Here is a 15,709-nt window from a genome sequence, read left to right on the forward strand (position 1 = left end):
CTCCCCATCTCCCGATCTAATTTGTTGCAACTCTTAACGTTTCACCTGGTGATTCATACCTCAGTCCTTGGTAAACTGATATTTATACTTAAACGCAATATTTTCGTATCCCAATTTTTAGACGTGGCATCACAGCCCGTTTACGAGTACACCGTATATACACCCGACACTTATAACAATCAGGACATGGTAGATTCCCTACAAAAACCAGGCTTTGAAGAAATACGTCCGGGTATTAAAGTCCCAGCGAAGGAAACTTTGTTGACACCCCGGTTTTATACCACTGACTTTGATGAGATGGCACGGATGGACATCTCGGTTAATGAGGATGAGTTGCAAGCGATTCTAGAAGAGTTTCGCGCTGACTACAACCGCCATCATTTTGTTCGGGATGCAGAATTTGAGCAATCCTGGGAACATATTGATGGGGAAACTCGCCAATTATTCGTTGAGTTTTTAGAACGTTCTTGTACAGCAGAATTTTCCGGTTTTTTGTTGTATAAAGAATTAGGTCGTCGTCTCAAAGGAAAAAGCCCAGTTTTAGCTGAATGCTTTAATTTGATGTCGCGGGATGAAGCGCGTCATGCTGGTTTCTTGAATAAAGCGATGTCAGATTTTAATTTGTCGCTGGATTTGGGATTTTTAACCAAGAGTCGCAAATACACTTTCTTCAAGCCAAAATTCATCTTTTACGCTACATATCTTTCTGAAAAGATTGGTTATTGGCGCTATATCAATATTTATCGTCATTTAGAAAAGCATCCCGAAGATCGGATTTATCCGATTTTCCGATTCTTTGAAAACTGGTGTCAAGATGAAAACCGCCACGGTGACTTTTTCGATGCGATAATGCAGGCGCAACCCCAAACCTTAAATGATTGGAAAGCACGGTTATGGTGTCGCTTCTTCTTGTTGTCGGTATTCGCGACAATGTATTTGAACGATATTCAGCGTCAAGATTTTTATGCTGCAATCGGTTTAGATGCACGGGAATACGATAAAGACGTAATTGAAAAAACTAACGACACTGCTGGAAGAGTATTCCCAGTCATGTTGGATGTGAATAAACCGGAATTTTACCAGCGTTTGGAAATTTGCGTTAAAAATAACGAGAAGCTTAGAGCGATCGCCAATTCTAATACACCAAAATTCCTGCAAATTTTCCAAAAGCTACCCTATTATGTTTCCAACGGTTGGCAAGCTGTGAAGTTATACTTTATCAAGCCAATTGATGCTACTGCGATTCAAGGTAGCATTAAGTAAAGATTTATAAATTTAAATTGTAAGATGGGCAATCAATGCTCATCTTTTTTTGTGCCATTTATGGACATTTCTGTGCAAGCGCTTTAAGTTAATTGCGATAAGCAAGCTACTTTTTGAGTAATGAATTTGTTTGCTTATTTGTGACGTTTTTTAATGCTTTTCCTGCGGATATCGCAATCTCATTTATTTTTGTATAGCTTTAAAATAACGGAAGCTAACTTAATAAGTGCATAAGTTTTATCACCTACTCACTATTTAAATAATGTTAGATTCCCAACAAATTAACTTCATCCATTAAGAAAAATTAAAAAAACCGTTTTCTTGGTTTGGCTAATGAAGTTATATTTAGAACACTAAATGGGAGGAAAAGTTATACATGACTGATTTATCACAAAAGAACCATCAAAATCTGCCGCTTATTGATAAATTGGAAGTTGCTCGACAAGAATACAAGTATAACTATACCCATATTCCACCTATTGCGATGCTCGATGAGCTTCCTGGTAATGAGAATTTTTCTACTAGCTGGTTGCGTTTGTTAGCGAGACAACTAAAAGTTATTTTTATCAATACCCTGATTACAAACCGGGGAAATCGTGGTTCTAAAAATGTTCACGATGATGTGAGATTATTTCTCCTCGAAGTATTAGCGAAAGGAGCATTACCTTTTAATTTAAGTGTTACTGCTAGAATTTTACAAATTATTCCGAATTTATTACTTACAGGATTATCAAAAGATTATAGAGAAATCGATGATTTATTCTTTTCTATACTCAAGGAAAGCGGACTTTCTATTTTCCAAGATTCTTTGAATCGAGTTAAAAGTCTTTTATATAAAGAACGTCCTACTGGACATGTTAACAGCTTGAAGGATTATCAAAAGCTGTTCCCTGAGATGAAAGTACCTGAAATAGCTGAAACTTTTTCCGAAGATCAAGTATTTGCCTATATGCGAGTAGGTGGATACAATCCCGTAATGATTGAGCGAGTCAATAAATTGGGAGATAGATTTGCACTCACCGAAGCTCAATATCAGGAGGTTATGGGAAGTGATGATTCTTTAGCCGCAGCGGGAGAGGAAGGAAGACTTTATCTTGCTGATTACGGAATTTTAGCAGGTGCTGTTAATGGAACTTTCCCTCAACAACAAAAGTATATTTATGCTCCGTTAGCGTTATTTGCTGTTCCTAAAAATTCCGATAAATCGCGTTTAATGCGCCCAGTTGCGATTCAATGTGGTCAAAACCCAAAAGATAATCCGATTTTTACACCCAAGTCTGACAAGTATGCTTGGCTATTTGCCAAAACTATTGTACAAATAGCAGATGCTAACTTCCACGAAGCTGTAACTCATTTAGGACGTACTCATTTATTCGTAAGTCCCTTTGCGATCGCAACTAATCGTCAATTACCAGAGAATCATCCCCTTAGTATATTGCTACGTCCTCATTTTGAAGGTACTTTAGCGATAAACGATGCAGCCCAACGCAGTTTGATTGCTCCTGGTGGGGGTGTGGATAAATTACTTGCATCAACTATTGATAATTCCCGTGTTTTAGCAGCAGTTGGTTTGCAAAGCTATGGTTTCAATGAAGCGATGTTACCCAAGCAATTAGAGAAACGCGGAGTAGATGATATTGAAAAGCTACCTGTTTATCCATACCGGGATGATGGACTGTTAATTTGGAATGCAATTCATACATGGGTTTCAGACTATTTAAGCATTTACTATCAAACGGATACAAGCGTACAAAATGACAGTTATATTCAGAAATGGGCTGCGGAAGCCCAAGCCTACGATGGGGGAAGAGTGCCAGATTTTGGTCAAGAAAATGGACGCATTCAAACTTTAGATTACTTAATTAATGCTGTAACGCTGATTATATTTACTGCTAGCGCTCAACACGCTGCGGTTAATTTTCCACAGGGAGATATGATGAACTATGCCCCAGCGGTACCTTTGGCTGGTTATCAGCCTGCTTCAATTCTCAAAGGTAAAGTCAGCGAAGAAGACTACCTGAATTTACTCCCACCCTTGGAGCAAGCACAAGAACAATTGAATCTAGTCTATATACTTGGGTCTATTTATTATAAAAAGCTAAGTGATTATCCAGAAAATTATTTTAAAGATACCTTAGTAAGAACATCTTTGCAGGCATTCCGAAATAATTTAAAAGAAATTGAAGCTACTATTCATCAACGCAATCAAAATCGTCCCACTTACGAATATTTACTTCCTTCAAAAATTCCCCAAAGTATCAATATTTAGCAATTGAATAATTCAGTAAAAAATCAATAATCAAGGAAAATTATGGCAATTAAAGAACAAGTTATTAAAGCGCAAAAGCGTCAAATAGAGCTTTCACGTACTTTAGCTAAAGTCGGCTATGACAGTAAAATTGGTCAAATGTTGCGCTTACGGCTTTATTATCAAGATGGCTTGGTAATGCTCCAGAAATTAAAGAGTTTTCTGAATACAGCTAAAGAAAATATCGGAGACAAATTTTTTGCAGTAGACCAAGCAATTGTACATACTTCTCATGCTGACGTAAAGAAATTAATGCAAGTCGAACCTCAATGGCGGGGAAACGATTTGGGTATTATTAGAATGTTAGCGCCGAGCTATTTGCTGAATAACCCATTGAGTTTGGGAATGAACGGTACTGTACATACAGGTGCGCGGGCTTTATTTTTACAAGCTTTACCTGAACCTTCAGAAGATGTAGAAACTTTGAGTAATTTAGTTAATCAATGCTTATCGGAAGCAGCCCAAAAGGGTGAATTACATATTGGTAAAGATTTACCAAGAATGATGCTGAAAATTTTGCATCAAGTTGTTTTTCAAATATCCTTATCGGAAGCAGAAGTTACCGCATCAACTGGTTACAATAAAAAGTTGTTTCTAGCATCTTTGCCAAATTTTGTTAATAAATATTTACTGGGAATATTAACAGCACCAAGCATCAAACATCGCAAGCAATTAACCGAGCGATATCAGCAATCTCCGCTATGGTCATCTTATCTAGAAACGGGTGCCAAATACAATTTGAACGAGCATCAAATTGCCAATAGTCTTTTTGACATGATTCATATTGCCGGAACCCTTGGTACGAGTGCGCTTTTGGGTTCGGTAATTGGTGTTTTATGTTTGGATGAAGCTTTGAGAAATGATGTAATTGCAGAAGTTAATGCAGTTTGGAAAGAACAAGAAACACCAAACGCAGATGCATTGAAAAATTCAATTGTAATTAACAAAGTAATTCTAGAAACCGCTCGTCTTTATCCAGCAGTAAGATTCGTTAGCCAACTTGCTAAAGAAGAAGGAGAAATTGAAATTGGCGAAACTAAATGTCCGTTCCAAAAAGGTACTCGTTTACTTGGTTCTATTTTAACTGCTAATAGAGATGCAGCAAGATATGAAAATCCAGAAAGCTTTAATATTGAACGTGATTTTTCAGATATTTTATCTTGGAATGGTTACGGACACGAACGAGCTTGTCCTGGAAGGGACTTAGCTATCGGCTTAATTAATATCTTCTGTTTGTACCTATTCAAAAATTACAAATGGGACTCAATTACAGAAGTCAAGTGGGAACTTGAAAAAGTCACTGCTGTTACACCGAATGATTTAGTATTGAAAGGTTTTGCGCGACGTTAATCAAAAATTGGGGATAGAGAATAGAAATAAGAATCTAAAAATAACCTATTATAAATAATTGCTTGGTTATTTTTAGATTCTCAACAAAGGTATCCGTTGTTAAAATTCAAATAGAACAACTTATGAATATCAAAATTGAAAAAAAACAATTAGATAACATTGCAACCTGGATGAAGCCAGTTAAAGAAACCAACTTACCAAGCATCCTCAAAGGTGTATTCTTTATGGATGGAAATCCGCTTCCAGATGATTGTATCACCATGTATAACTTAGAATGGGATGCACAAAATAATACTTTATTTCTACCAGTATTTGGACAATTACAGTGGACTTTTCATAACTCTATTCAAGGAAGGTTACTACTTATTTCTTCTTGGTTGAGTCAGTTTACCTATAAAATTCAATTTGAAGACGATACTCTAAAAAAATCACAAATCATACCCTTGTCATTTGGGATACCAATTCCCAGATGGATAGTAGATGCGACAATGTGTCAAGATGAAAACTCTCACAATGGAGATACTTGGAAACGTAAAAACCTTTGGTTCGGTGCAATTCCACGGTTTGCCGATTATACACTTCGTCGGATTGTAGATGAAAATGGTAACTATACTACCGCTTTTAAGGATATGCTGGCAAAAGTTGAAAATGAATGTTTGGTAATTGCCAGAAATCCATAGCTGAGTGCCACTATCACAAATCAGAAGATTGATTATGATCGCTACTAAGTAAATGGATAAAATCAGAAGGTACATTTGCCGCCCTGTAAGAAGTAAGAAGTTTTAATTCATTACTCATTACTACCTAAATAAAATGTTAAATTAATAGACATCTCCGAAAAAGAATGTAGAGACGCGAAATTTCGCGTCTCTACAAGGTTTCTGGATGACGCATAATTAATTTCCACCAGATGTCTAATATTTCTAGAAAATTTCTTGCTTGAATTAAATTATTAAAAGCCGTTAATATATAAGGGCTATGAATCGCTTGAGTAGGGTGCTAAGGCTAAGTTTTCCTTACTATCGGCAAGGAAAACCCGATCGCAGAGGTTAAGTAGTTCTACCTCGGTTTGTGTGTGTCGCATCAGTCGCAGAAAATGACCGTCAGAGTCAACCAAGAGCGCAATGTAGTTGAGAAACATTTTGAGATGTCCTAAGCGCGATCGCATTGGCATACTTGCTGAGTAAGGGGTTTGCCGTAAACGATCAATATACTTACGTACTTCGAGTAAAGAAACAGGCGCGATCAACTCAGACCGCAAAGCCTGGCGAATTTGATTAAAAATCCAAGGATTTGCGATCGCCCAACGTCCCACCATCACACCCGCCGCACCCGTTTGCGAAAGTACTTCAAGGGCAGTTGTAGCAGAGTTGATATTGCCATTAGCAAGCACCGGACAATCGACCCGTCTGACCGCAGAGGCGATCAAATCATATTTTACTGCCCCGTGGTACATATCTTTCACCGTGCGACCGTGCAAACTCAGCAAATCAATATTGTGGCGATTAATCGTATCTAGTATTTCGTAAAAGTTATCTGTATTCTCAAAGCCCACGCGCATCTTCACAGTCAAAGGGCGATCGTTCACTGTCTGTCGCAGTTCTGCCAAAATGCGATCCACTTTTTCAGGTTCTCGCAATAATCCACCCCCAACATTTTTGCGATAGATTCTAGGTGCTGGACAACCCATATTCAAGTCAATTCCAGCAATATTATAGCAACAGAGTTCCCGTGCTGTTCTTACTAAGTCTGGAATGCTTTCGCCAATCATTTGAGCAAAAACCGGGCGACTCGTATCGTTTTCAGTGATTGCAGCCAAAATTTTACGATTGAGGCGCGAGGTATCAGTGACGCGAAAATATTCGGTGAAGAAGTAGTCGGGACTACCATATTGAGCAATAACCTGCATAAACCAGAGATTTGTCACGTCTTGCATGGGCGCAAGAGCGGTGAGTGGTAGGCCTGGATAAAGCGATTGGGGAAGGGGTACTTGGGGCATAGAGATTACAGCGCTCAACAAAGCATACTCTATCATTGCTGGCTAAAATAGCGACTCGATATTCATCAACATAAAGGGTGACGTAGCCGATACCATTACAATCAGCATTAATCAAAAAACCATTACGATCAAAAACTCAGACGAATTGATGGAATAATCGGGTTATTAAAGAAGATTCGCTTTATGCTTTCGCCATATCCAAACTTGACCGTCATCTGGATCGATTTTGCGATTTTCTGTGATAAATCCATTTTTTTCTAAAACTTTCTCAGATGGCTGATTTGATACGGAAGTACAAGCTGTTACTGCTTGAATTTGAACTGTGGAAAATGCTTCTTTTAATAACAGTTTTACTGCATCAGTTGCAAATCCCTGTCGCCGTTGTGAAGGAATAATCCCGTAACCAATCTCAACCAACCCATCTACTTCTGGCGGACTTTTAAATCCACACATCCCCACAATTAATCTATTGACCACAATTAGGCGAGGAGACCACCAAAAAGCATTGTTTGAATCTTGATTTAGCTTTTCAAGTGCAGATTCTAAGAAAAAACGAGGAGATTGCACCTCGTTTTTCGGAATCAGCAATTCATCAATTGTAGAAAGTTGATTATCATCAAGTAAAAGTGTTAATTGATGAATTGTTGATTGTTGAAGAATCACCATGAAAGAACTAATAATTTTGGCTCAAAAAAGTATATACTAGTTTTTATTACTAACCAAATCTATTTAATAATTCTTCGCGAGATAGTTGTAATAATAACGGAGTAAATTCTTGGGGAGATAATCTGGAAATTGGTTCAATAATTGCGCTTAATTCTTCATCTAAAGAACCAAAGCGAACTTGTAATAAGTTCTCAATCACTGTACGGCGTTCTGTTTGAAGTCCTTGTTGAAGTCCTTGTTGAAGTCCTTGTTGAAGTCCTTTTTGTTCCGCTTCTGCTAACCTCTGTAAGTAAATTGGGTTTAAAGTCATGATTAATTCCCTGTCCTCTTCATCTATATTTTGATTTTGAGTCATTTCTAAGATGCTTCTTAAGTTTAATACTGCATCAATTGCTTTGGCACGTATTTGATTATCAGGGGGTAATGCTTCTAGTTCCTCAATAGCTTGTTTTTGTACCGTTCCTTTACCTAAAAGTCGCAACCACAATGTTTCTTGTGTACGGGATAATTGATGGATAACAATAATAGCAGTTTTGAGAGAATTTCCGAGAAAATATACTCCTCTACCCCAATTTTCTTCATCTGGAATAGTGTTGAAACTATCCAAGATTGCTGTAGATGCGGTAGGCGTTAATATCCATAACCTGGGAAGTTCGTCTTCTAGTGTAACTATATTATCTCTTTTATTTTGACGTTCTATATCGGCAATTAAATACAACAGTTTATTCATACAGCTACGAATTTCCGAGATTTTAACTGCATTCCTATAGGGTTCAAATAATGCTAGTTTACCCGCTAGTCTCCCTAATAATCCTAATTCTATTTTATCTATAGCCGGTTGGGGTGAGGGAACAAAGTAAACATCTATTTCTCTAATTTCTGCGGGTACTTTGCGGCTAGTTTCTACTTCTCCTAAAGGTTGTAATAACTCTTTGAGATAGTCCTTAGCAAACTGATCATAAGCGAACCTAGTCATGAAAGCTTTTATTATTTTTCAATTTTGCGGCATTATGATTTTACAATTAATAGGTAATTAGGGTTCGCTGAATAACTATAAAATATTGATTTATCTTCGTATTTGGGACTGTCATTAAACAAAAAAGTGCAACAAAATATGGGATTGAAGCTCAAAAAAGCTTGCATTTATGAGTTCGCAGCCATAAAACTATTCCCTATTGCCTGTTCCCTCTTCCCTATCCTAACCAGAAAGCTTTTACAGCAAACCCTAATTAAATATTTAAACCACGAGAAGTTGTCAAATAAACTGCAAAAGTTCCCAACCAATGGCTACCAGCATAATGTTCGCTGACGGCGTTTGCTAAACCAATTTGACGATGGATAATACTTGTAGTGTAAAGTGTTTTGATACGGCGATCGCCATTTGGTAATCCAGAAATTATTCCCTCTATCATCCAAGCACGACTGAGATTAAGTCCATAGAAATGAGATTGTAAATAGTCTTGGGAATTATCAACTTCAACGGGTTGTAAACAATTTGAATTATCAAGGGGTATATCTGGAAGAAAATCGCTTAACCAGTCAGCGAAAGCAGTTTTTGTAAGTATTCGTCGCATTAAATCCGCTTGTGCAAGACATGGTGAGATAAAATCGTATCCTAATGGCTCGAATCGTAAAGAATAGTTTTTATCGTTGAAGTAGAATTTTTTTGCTTTATGTTCTATTAGGTTAATACAATCGGTATTTTTCGTAATTCGCGCCCAATCTAAGATTAATCCTAATGCAAAAGCAGTTTGTTGATGCATCCCCGTGCGGTTGGGAATTGTCAGTTTTTGTAACCAATCTTTGAAGTTAATTGCAATCAAAGTTTGCAATGGTTGTAATGCAATTTGCCATTGTTTAGCATTAATATCATCCCATTCATCAAGTTCTGCTGCAAGTTGCAATAACCAAGCGACACCATAAGGAAATTCAAATCGAGGATGACGTTGAAAATAAGCAACTTCTCCTTCAATATTTGCAGCAGTTAAACTTTTTTCCAGAGCTTGCTTTACTGGTACAATAAAAGCTGCTTCGGGGAAACAACGAGCTAAACGCGCAAGCAACCAATGTCCATGTACCGCTGAATGCCAATCCAAACAGCCGTAGAAAGCGGGAGTTAATTCGCGGGGTGGTTTGACATCTTCATTGCTATCAAGCCAGTAGATATTGCTGTGGGGATACTCGCATTCGACACAGTTTAAGACTAATTTTACAAATTTTGCGGCAGTGGTTTGATTAAGTTCCATGTGATTAATAGTTATCAGTTATTTTCTATCTACTGTTGCAAAATCTAACTGCTGCATCATGCCAAAAACATCAGCTTGCCCCCAATGTTCTGTAACTTTACCGTCTAAAAGAGTATCAATATGTACAAACGAAAATTTTACTTGTTTTCCCGTCGGTGGAATTCCCATTAATTTACCTTGATGAGTACCGCTAAAAGTTCCACGAGTAACAACTTTATTACCTTCAGCAATGATTTCTTCAAACACATGATAACCATCTGGAAATATAATAAAAGAGGACATCGCATACTGGATAAATTCATCAATTCCTTTTCGAGAAGTTGTATCCATTCCATGCCCCACTATATCGACAGAGATGAATTTTCGTCCTTGCTCAATATCTTGTTTATCAAAAGCTTCATACATTTTAAGCACGATTGCTTTGTTCTGTTCGAGTGACATATTTTCTCAAAAAAATTTCTGCAACAATATATTTTTAATCACTATAATTTGTAAATTTTTGACTTTCATTGACTTCGGTTAAGATTTTTGATTTTTATAAACTCTCCTCTTCAATCTACTTAGTGATTCCGGTTCAATACCAAGATATGAAGCAAGATAATATTGAGGAATCCTTTGTAAAATTTGGGGTTCAGTTTCAATTAATTTAAGATAACGTTCTTGTGGCGTATCAATCAGAAGCGAAAGTAATTTATCTCGCAGCAAAAATGCTAAATCTTCAGCAACAAGTCTGAGTAATTTTTGCCCTCCTACGGTTTTTTCAAACAAAAGCATTGTTTGATGGTTGAATATAAGAATTTCTGAATCTTCGATTGCTTGAGTGGAAAAGCAAGCAGGTTTGTTTTTTTGGAAACTTTCATAATCTCCAAAAGTTTGGTTTTCGGTATGAAAGAATAAGGTGTATTCTTTATCGTGTTTCACAACAAAGCTTCTTAGACAACCTTTGTAAGTAAAAGCGACAAACTCACAAATATCACCTTTATGAAATAAGAATTCTCCTTTTCGCACCTCCTTTGATTTTAAGAGAGATTCTAGGATGTTAATATCAATTTTAAATTCAGGTGAAAGCTTTTGAATAAATCTATAAAATGATTCATAAATCATTAATTTTACCTGAGTTCGACTTTTTCAAAAATGACTTTCAAGAAGTCGGGTTTTTTAATTTAAATATTCGTAAAACGAGATAAACATTGTAAAACCCGACTTCTCACCTCACAACGCAAATCTTAATCTACATATTCCACGACATCTTCGGTTTTAAAACGAACCTTCGGTATATTTGCATATTTATCGCTAGGTAGCCGATATCCTGCCGGACAAACTACTACTGTATGATATCCTGTTTCTTTTAACCCCAAAACTTCATCGTATTTATCGGGAACAATACCTTCCATCGGACAGGTATCAATTTCCAGTATTGCGGCACAAGTCATAAAGAATCCTAAAGCGATATAAACTTGTCTAGTAGACCATTCATTTTTATCAAGAGGAAATGGTGGTTCTTTGATAAAACCTTTAATCATATCACCCAGTTTTTCCAGGTTTTCTACTGGAACATTTCGCACTTCCGACATTCGTTCAAGGTAAGAATCAACATCCTCACTATTGATATCTTCTTTAATAGTTAAAACTACCAAATGAGAAGCTTCCTCAACTTGTTTTTGTCCCCAAGAATGTTCTAGCAATTGATGACGAATATCGGGATTACGAACCACAAAGAATTTCCAAGGTTGTACTCCAAAGGATGAAGGAGCAAGCACCAAACTTTGTTCCAACACCTTCCAAACATCATCTGGAATCTTTTTACTGGAATCAAATTCTTTGGTAGCATAACGCCATTCTAGTTGTTTGAGAACTTCTTGGGGTGAAAATGTTGTTGTGTTCATATGCAAGTTAATAAAAAAACAGCCAGTTCAAAGATAAACGCAATTATGAATAAATGCTAGTAGATGATTACTGAGATAGGAATAAGCATATTTTTGGTAATATTGGCAACTGTCGATAGATATATTAAGAAGTCGGGTTTTTGTAAAATTTGTAAGTGTGTTATGAATACTTACTCATAAAAACCCCACTCCTCAACAGTACTATGTAAGTTTCAGTGCAATAAAAGCAGCATGATTTAATGGTAGATTAAACTCACCGTAACTTTTTAAAATTTGAACTTGGAAACCAATTTGCTCAAGTGTTTGTGCGATGTCTGTTGCTTTGTATAGTTGCTGATAATGTGTTTCTTCGTCTTTTCTATAGTATTCCCCACAGCTACGAAAAGTAATAATCCGACGAGTTAATATTTGCTGTTTTTCTTCTTTTTCAACCAATACTATCCAATCTTTTCCCTCAGTAAAACTTTTAGTTGTACTTTCCGGAATAACTTGCTCTGGTGTAGCAATGTCGAAAACGAAAACACCTCCAGGAGTCAATGCTTGATATATACGACGAAATAATTTAATTAATCTTTGATTATCGTTTTCTAAATCAAACAGATAATTGAGACATTCACCTATAGACGTGACAGCATTACAAGCTGGAATTTCTGCATCAAATAACGAACCTAATCGAAACTCGGCTTTTGGTACTTTTTTTCGAGCAATATCAATGAATGCGTGTGAAATATCAAATCCAATTACGTGATAACCAGATTTTACAAGTTCTTGCGCCCATAATCCACTGCCGCACCCTAAATCTACTACTAAACCTCTATTTATATGATTTTTTTGCAGTATTTCTAGAATACCGGGTGCAGATTTTAAACAGTAATCGCTAAAACCAACATCATGAATATATGCTAAATCCTCTTTGTAATATTTCATATTATTTATATTTTAGAAAAATTAATTATACATAGGTGATTATATCTTTTAACTTATCAATATAAAGCGGTATTCGTTCCAATGCAGCTTGTTTAAAAGTTGATTCTGTTTGTGATTTACCAGCAAGATAAAGCGTAATAAAAACATATCTTGCTGCAATAAATAATAATATTTCATTTTCGATGTCTACAGAAATTTCTTTAATAGTTCTATATCCTTGGAATAATTTAATTTTGATTTCATCATATTCTGTACTTCCCCAATGATTTGCTAAAATTACCGCTAAATCATAAATATAATATCCCCAACCGGAATCGTCAAAATCAATAGGAACTAAAGTATTTTGATGGTAAATAATATTATTCAAATGTAAATCACCGTGAATCAAACCAAAATTTTTCTCCTTGGCAATTACAGCTTGAAAATCAACTAAGCGTTGATATACCAATTCAAATAAATTTACTGTTTCCCGATCAAAATATTTGTAACCCAAATTTCCATATCCCAAAGCTCCCTTGTTTCCTATTAAAGCATCAGCATCAAGCATTGGACGATGGAAATCAGCAGGCTGTTGCCAGTTGGCAAGTTTATCATGAATATGAGCAATTAATTTACCAATTTTATTGAATAAGCTTAAATCGTGAACTCGATTTATTAAAGTTGGTGAATCAATCCACGAAAGAATCGAAACAGATTTAGAAATCCCTACAGCTTCAACCATAGAAACAAATTTATGATATCTATTACAAATTGGTTTTTGATATTGGTAATTATCACAATTACTTAGATATTCAATAATTTTTGCTTCTGATTCTATATCTTGAACGGTGTTATGCAAGCCGCAATATACTCTGAGTAAAAAGTTACCTTGTTCGGTTGATAATTTAAAGGTTGTATTTTCTAAATGTTTAATTAATTCTAGTTTTGTTGATTTAAAATCATATTGCTGAATAGCATTATACGCAATTTCGATGTTCGGAATAATTTGCTGGTTCATATGCTGTAGATAATATTACTTAAATTATCTTGATTCAAACTCGCTTTTTACATCTAAATATAATAAAAATTAATCATTGCCTTCAGGAAATAAGATTTTACTAATATATATTTTTGAGTAAATATAAAAAGTAACTACACCGCAACACATAGTATCTTTTGGGATAAAACTTATGGTCGCACTTACGCAGTCTACCCAAATAACCAACCCAGCACGTTTAACCGTTGAAACTATAGAAATTGCCGAGCAAACTACTGCTATTCGTTGCTTAGATTGGGACAGAGAACGTTTTGATGTTGAATTTGGTTTACAAAATGGCACAACTTATAATTCCTTTTTAATTGAAGGTGAAAAAGTTGCCTTAATTGATACTTCTCACCGCAAATTTGAGCAGTTGTATTTGGAAGTAATTACAGGATTAATTGACGTAAATAAAATAGATTATTTGGTTGTCAGTCACACGGAACCAGACCATAGTGGTTTAATTAAAGATATTTTACAATTAGCTCCCGATATAATCATTGTTGGTGCTAAAGTAGCAATTCAATTTTTAGAAAATATGGTTCACCAGCCTTTTGATTCAATGGTGATCAAAAGTGGACAACGTTTAGATTTGGGTAACGGACACGAATTAGAATTTGTTTCTGCACCGAATTTACATTGGCCCGATACAATCTTTACTTATGACCATAAAACCAGCGTTCTCTATACCTGTGATGTATTTGGAATGCATTACTGTGACGATCGCACTTTTGATGAAAATTTTACGGCGATAGAGAAAGATTTTCAATATTACTATGATTGTCTCATGGGACCGAATGCCCGTTCGGTATTGTCAGCTTTAAAGCGAATTGATAAATTAACTATTGGAATAGTTGCCACGGGACACGGACCTCTATTACAACATCATATTCCAGAATGGATTGGACGCTATCAAAATTGGAGTTTAGAGCAAGCCAAAACCGAGAAATTAGTAGCATTATTTTACGTTGAGGATTACGGTTATAGCGAAGAATTAGTTAGGGCGATCGCACATGGTAGTGCCAGAACAAATGTAGCGGTAGAATTGGTAGATATAAATAATGCTGAACCGCAAGAAGTCCGAGAAATAGTTGCACAAGCCGCTGGTTTAGTGATTGGAATGCCTCCCCAATCTAATGTTGTAGCTCAAGCAGCTTTAAATACTATCTTGGCAGCCGTTCATAATAAACAAGCAATTGGTTTATTAGAATCCGGGGGAGGAGAAGACGAACCAGTTTATCCCTTACGCAATAAGTTTCAAGAATTAGGATTAACCGAAGCATTTCCCCCGATTTTAATTAAAGAAACACCCAGCAAAATCACAGAACAACTTTGCGACGAAGCGGGAACCGATTTAGGACAATGGTTAAATCGCGAACGGCAAAGCCGCACCGTAGGTGAACGCACTATCAAACAAATCAAGTCCATCGATAATGAATTAGAAAAATCCTTGGGAAGAATTAGCTCCGGACTATATATTATCACCGCAAAAAAAGGAGAAGTGCAAAGTGCCATGTTGGCTTCCTGGGTAATACAAGCGAGTCTCGTACCCTTGGGAGTTGCGATCGCAGTTGCTAAAGATAGAGCCATAGAATCCTTAATGCACGTCGGCGATCGCTTTGTATTAAATGTCCTCGAAGAAGGCAGATATCAAGGATTAATGAAACATTTTCTCAAGCGTTTTGCTCCCGGTGCAGACCGCTTTGCTGGAGTAAAAACATACCCTGCTGCAAGCAATGAATCCCCGATTTTAGCCGAAGCCCTAGCTTACATGGAATGTGAAATTACCACCCGTATGGATTGCGGAGACCATTGGGTAATTTACAGCACTATCCAAACCGGAAGAGTTGCCCAGGTAAATGCCTTAACCGCCGTTCACCATCGCAAAATTGGCAACCACTATTAAAAGTGAGGAGTTAAGAGTTATGAGTTAGGAGTTATGAGTTAGGAGTTAGGAGTTATGAGTTAGGAGTTATGAGTTAGGAGTTAGGAGTTATGAGTTAGCTATTATCCCCCCATCTCCCCATCTCCCCATCTCCCCATCTC

14 protein-coding genes are annotated in these 15,709 nt (G+C 36.5%); 5 read left to right on the plus strand and 9 right to left on the minus strand.

What is annotated here, in order from left to right:
- The first annotated feature begins 186 nt into the window (after positions 1-186).
- The 4 genes from acsF (at position 187) to IQ247_RS26940 (ending at position 5,601) form a co-directional block, all read left to right on the plus strand.
- Positions 187-1,263, plus strand: a complete 1,077-nt coding sequence (gene acsF / locus IQ247_RS26925) for a magnesium-protoporphyrin IX monomethyl ester (oxidative) cyclase (RefSeq protein ID WP_193924692.1) — start codon at positions 187-189, stop codon at positions 1,261-1,263.
- A gap of 376 nt (positions 1,264-1,639) precedes the next feature.
- Entirely contained in the window at positions 1,640-3,532 is a 1,893-nt protein-coding gene (locus IQ247_RS26930) for a lipoxygenase family protein (protein WP_193924670.1), read from the plus strand.
- Positions 3,533-3,574: 42 nt separating this feature from the next.
- Positions 3,575-4,921 (plus strand): cytochrome P450, encoded by a 1,347-nt coding sequence (locus IQ247_RS26935; RefSeq protein ID WP_193924676.1) that lies wholly within the window; start codon positions 3,575-3,577, stop codon positions 4,919-4,921.
- A gap of 122 nt (positions 4,922-5,043) precedes the next feature.
- Positions 5,044-5,601, plus strand: coding sequence for a hypothetical protein (locus tag IQ247_RS26940; protein WP_193924678.1), 558 nt, complete (start codon positions 5,044-5,046; stop codon positions 5,599-5,601).
- A 296-nt stretch (positions 5,602-5,897) separates the two neighbouring features.
- On the opposite strand, the gene IQ247_RS26945 is transcribed toward IQ247_RS26940, so the two are convergent.
- The 9 genes from IQ247_RS26945 to IQ247_RS26985 form a co-directional block, all read right to left on the minus strand.
- Positions 5,898-6,920: a tRNA-dihydrouridine synthase family protein gene (locus IQ247_RS26945; protein ID WP_193924680.1), complete on the minus strand. Its 1,023-nt coding sequence runs from the start codon at positions 6,918-6,920 to the stop codon at positions 5,898-5,900.
- Positions 6,921-7,085: 165 nt separating this feature from the next.
- Positions 7,086-7,586, minus strand: a complete 501-nt coding sequence (locus IQ247_RS26950) for a GNAT family N-acetyltransferase (RefSeq protein WP_193924682.1) — start codon at positions 7,584-7,586, stop codon at positions 7,086-7,088.
- A gap of 49 nt (positions 7,587-7,635) precedes the next feature.
- On the minus strand, positions 7,636-8,562 hold the full coding sequence (locus IQ247_RS26955; RefSeq protein WP_193924683.1) for a hypothetical protein: 927 nt from the start codon (positions 8,560-8,562) through the stop codon (positions 7,636-7,638).
- 253 nt (positions 8,563-8,815) lie between these two features.
- On the minus strand, positions 8,816-9,832 hold the full coding sequence (locus IQ247_RS26960) for a DUF2891 domain-containing protein (protein ID WP_193924684.1): 1,017 nt from the start codon (positions 9,830-9,832) through the stop codon (positions 8,816-8,818).
- An 18-nt stretch (positions 9,833-9,850) separates the two neighbouring features.
- Complete coding sequence (locus tag IQ247_RS26965) at positions 9,851-10,273, minus strand: ester cyclase (protein WP_193924686.1); 423 nt, start codon at positions 10,271-10,273, stop codon at positions 9,851-9,853.
- A 78-nt stretch (positions 10,274-10,351) separates the two neighbouring features.
- Positions 10,352-10,936 carry a Crp/Fnr family transcriptional regulator gene (locus IQ247_RS26970; protein ID WP_228060073.1) on the minus strand — a complete coding sequence of 195 codons (585 nt, stop codon included), beginning with the start codon at positions 10,934-10,936 and terminating at the stop codon, positions 10,352-10,354.
- Between the two features lie 122 nt (positions 10,937-11,058).
- Positions 11,059-11,718: an NAD(P)H-dependent oxidoreductase gene (locus IQ247_RS26975; protein ID WP_193924687.1), complete on the minus strand. Its 660-nt coding sequence runs from the start codon at positions 11,716-11,718 to the stop codon at positions 11,059-11,061.
- A 201-nt stretch (positions 11,719-11,919) separates the two neighbouring features.
- Positions 11,920-12,645 carry a class I SAM-dependent methyltransferase gene (locus IQ247_RS26980; RefSeq protein ID WP_193924688.1) on the minus strand — a complete coding sequence of 242 codons (726 nt, stop codon included), beginning with the start codon at positions 12,643-12,645 and terminating at the stop codon, positions 11,920-11,922.
- A gap of 25 nt (positions 12,646-12,670) precedes the next feature.
- Positions 12,671-13,642 (minus strand): phosphotransferase enzyme family protein, encoded by a 972-nt coding sequence (locus IQ247_RS26985; protein WP_193924689.1) that lies wholly within the window; start codon positions 13,640-13,642, stop codon positions 12,671-12,673.
- 172 nt (positions 13,643-13,814) lie between these two features.
- On the opposite strand from IQ247_RS26985, the gene IQ247_RS26990 reads away from it, so the two are divergent.
- On the plus strand, positions 13,815-15,569 hold the full coding sequence (locus IQ247_RS26990; protein WP_193924690.1) for a diflavin flavoprotein: 1,755 nt from the start codon (positions 13,815-13,817) through the stop codon (positions 15,567-15,569).
- Positions 15,570-15,709: the final 140 nt, after the last annotated feature.

This window comes from Plectonema cf. radiosum LEGE 06105 (genome assembly GCF_015207665.1).
GTDB lineage: Bacteria > Cyanobacteriota > Cyanobacteriia > Cyanobacteriales > Nostocaceae > Rivularia > Rivularia radiosa_A.